Annotated in this window: 1 protein-coding gene and 1 pseudogene; both read right to left on the bottom strand. The window is 73.9% G+C overall.

Translation table 11 applies throughout. The annotated features are described in order from the left end of the window. A pseudogene (locus tag EF918_RS34235) lies at positions 1 to 1133 on the bottom strand (NAD-binding lipoprotein); the annotation flags it as partial. A 52-nt stretch (positions 1134 to 1185) separates the two neighbouring features. Further along, a partial coding sequence (locus EF918_RS34230) for an FAD-dependent oxidoreductase (RefSeq protein ID WP_260610955.1) occupies positions 1186 to 3033 on the bottom strand: 1848 nt, incomplete at its 5' end.

The raw sequence follows: 3033 nt of genomic DNA, 5'->3' as shown, positions 1-3033 counted from the left end.
ACGGGGAAGGGGGCCGGGGCGAGGACGACCGTGTCGTCGTCCCGGGAGACGGCGACGACCGCGTCGCCCGCGCCGAGGACGGTGCCGGAGGGCGGGTTGAGCAGCAGGGTGCCGTCCTTCCTGCGCAGCCCGGCCACGGCGGAGGTGTCGTAGGCCAGGAGTGCCTCACCGTAGGTGCGGCCGGTCAGGCGCGGTTCGACGGCGAAGTAGAACTCGTCGCCGGCGTAGTCGAGGAGTTCGAGGTGGACCAGCGGCAGCCCGGGCTGGCGGCAGGTCTGCACGATCAGCCGCGCCATGATCTCGTCGAAGCACAGCACGCAGGTGCGCGGGCCGCCCGCCAGCCGGGCGGCGGTGAGGTGGGCGGTGTCCCGCAGGGCCGTCACGACGTGCCCGGGCCCGCGGTGCCCGGGCGGCCGCTGCCCGGGCCGGGCGAGGGACCGGTCGAGGGCGAGCAGGGTCCGGACGATCTGGGCGTCGGCGGTCGGGCCCTCCGGGGTGAGGACGATCACCGAGCGGGCGGTGCCGGCCCCGACGAGGGCGACGTCGGCGGGGTCGTCGGGCCGGCCGGTCCGGCAGACCACCCGGGTGGGGCCGGACCGGGGCACCAGCGCCCGGATCTCGTCCTCCATCTCGGTCTTGTCGCGGTCGGCGAGGACCGCGACGGCGGCCCGCCGGAGGTTGGCGTTGGCCTGCGCCAGTTCCGAGATGATCGGCAGGGCCTGCTCGGACCAGCCCAGCAGGACGGTGTGGCCGTCCTCCAGGACCACGGAACGTCCCTTGCGCAGGTCCATGATCTTCTGGTTGACGCCGGTGGTGATCAGGCCGACCAGGGTGCTCGCGAAGAACACCCCGACGGCGGCGACCAGCACCGACAGCAGCACGAACACGGGGGTGCCGACGGGACCGCCCAGCTTGAAGACGGTCCCGAGGTTCTTCCAGGCCCCCAGCAGCAGGTTCCGCGGGGTGGTGGGGGTGTGCGGGTCCGCCCAGACCAGCAGCACCCCCGCGGGCACCACGACGGCCGTGCACAGCGCGGAGAGCCAGCCGATCAGGGCCGGCGTGCTGCGCGCCATGGTGTTGTCGAACCAGTACCCCAGCCGCTGCCTGGGGGACGGGTGCCGGGTGCGGCCCATGGCCGGATCACCTCCGTGTCGCCGTGTCGCCTTCGGTCGTGGACGTGCCCGCTCAGTCCGCCTGGTGGACCTCCAGGGCCGTGCGGACCGCCGATTCCAGCGCGCCCTCGATCCAGGCGGGCTTGACCGAGGTGTGGCAGCCGGCGAAGTGCAGCCGGCCCTCGGGGGTGCGCACGTGCGGGAACAGCTCGGTGTGCTGGCCGGGCAGCAGGACGGAGGCCTCCCCGTAGGCGTAGGGGTCGCGCATCCAGGACTGGGTGCGGCCGACGCCCGTGTAGAAGACCTCGATGCGCTGGCCGTAGACGTCCTGGAGGCCGGCGAGGGCGCGCGGGTAGCGCTCCTCCTCGTCGAACGCGTCCCACTTCAGGGCGTCGTCGGCCCAGCTGTAGGAGGCGAGGACGACACCGCCGGCGCTGCCCTCGACGGGGTAGGAGGGCTGGAACATGAAGCGGTTGGGGTTGTCGGTCGTGGATCCGCCGCCGATCACCGTGGCCGCCTCGGGCTGGTCCCGGGCCGGTACCCGGCTGGCCGCGTAGTGCACCCGCTGGGCCTGGCCGATGTGGCCCCGGGGCACCGACGGGTGGGCGCCGAGCAGCGAGCCGTCGCCGGGGGTCCGGCCGAACTGGTACGCGGCGTAGAGCCCCTTGCGGACGGCCTCCAGTTCGCGCTTCCAGTCCGCCTCGTCGAACTCCCACCAGCGGCGGCTGAATTCGAGCAGGACCTTGGTCGCGGCGTCGTAGTGCAGCTCGGTCACGGCGCGGCGCTTGCCGTACGAGAGCGGGGGCGTGACGGGGATGTGGCGCAGGCCCGAGAAGGGCACGGTGACGACGGCGGTGTCCCCGGTGAAGGTCTCGCGGACCACGGGACGCCCGTCGCGGCCCTCGGACACCGTCTCCACGGTCACGCTGCGCCGGCCGGTGTCCTGGGTGATCCGGGTGACCCGGCGGTCGAGCCGGACCAGGTCCTTGACCCGCTCGTACATCGCGTCGGCCAGGGTGCCGGTGCCGCCGGGGAGCTCGTAGAAGGCGGTGTCCGGACTGATCAGGGCCGAGGAGATGAAGGAGTGCAGGAAGGTCAGGTGCAGTCGGGAGGTGAGGTTCTCGACGGTGCCGATGAGGTCGACCGTGGCCTCGTCGAGCCTGGCCTCGTCGGTGAGGTACCGGTACATCGACATGTGGCCGTAGCGCTGGATGATCCGCGCCCAGGCCTCGACCAGCGGGCGGCCGTCCTTGCCCTCGATCTCCTTGCGGACCGGGGCGAGGGCGCCCCGCACGATCTGCGCGGCGGGGACGGTCTCGTACGCCGCCGGGACGCCGAAGGACCGGTTGACCGCGCGGGGGTCCCGGGCGTAGTCGGAGCGGCGGACGCGGATGCCGTTGACGTACAGCCAGGTGCGCTGGGCAGGGTGGCCGGCCCGGTCCACGTCCACCAGGTGGAACCGGCGGCGGCGCAGGCCGAAGGCGTCCATGAGCCCGGTCACCAGCGGGTGGCTGTCGGGGATGCGCATGGCGCCGGCCTCGGCGTACTGCTTGGGGTCGGCGAAGGGGGCCGCGGCGCGCTCGTGGCCGCCCGCCCGGAAGGTCTTGATCCGGCCGCCGACACGGTTGGCGTTGGCCTCGATCACGGTGACCTGGTGACCGGCCGAGCGCAGCAGGTGGGCGGCGGTCAGTCCGGCCGGTCCGGCGCCGATGACCAGCACCTTCTTGGGGGGCTTGCGCGAGCGTGGCAGACCCGACCGCAGCAGGACGTCGGTGTACCGGGGCACCAGCGACGCGTCGTGGTCGTCCCGGACCAGGACGGCCCGGGCGACGGACAGGCAGGTGTCCCAGTCGGCCGAGGGGGCGCCGGCGGGGGCGGCGGAGGCGGGGCACGGGCCGCCGCGCGGCGGCCGTTCGCGGTG

Source organism: Streptomyces sp. WAC06614, assembly GCF_003949795.1.
Taxonomy (GTDB): Bacteria; Actinomycetota; Actinomycetes; order Streptomycetales; family Streptomycetaceae; genus Streptomyces.
This window is presented reverse-complemented; position numbering and strand designations above follow the sequence as displayed.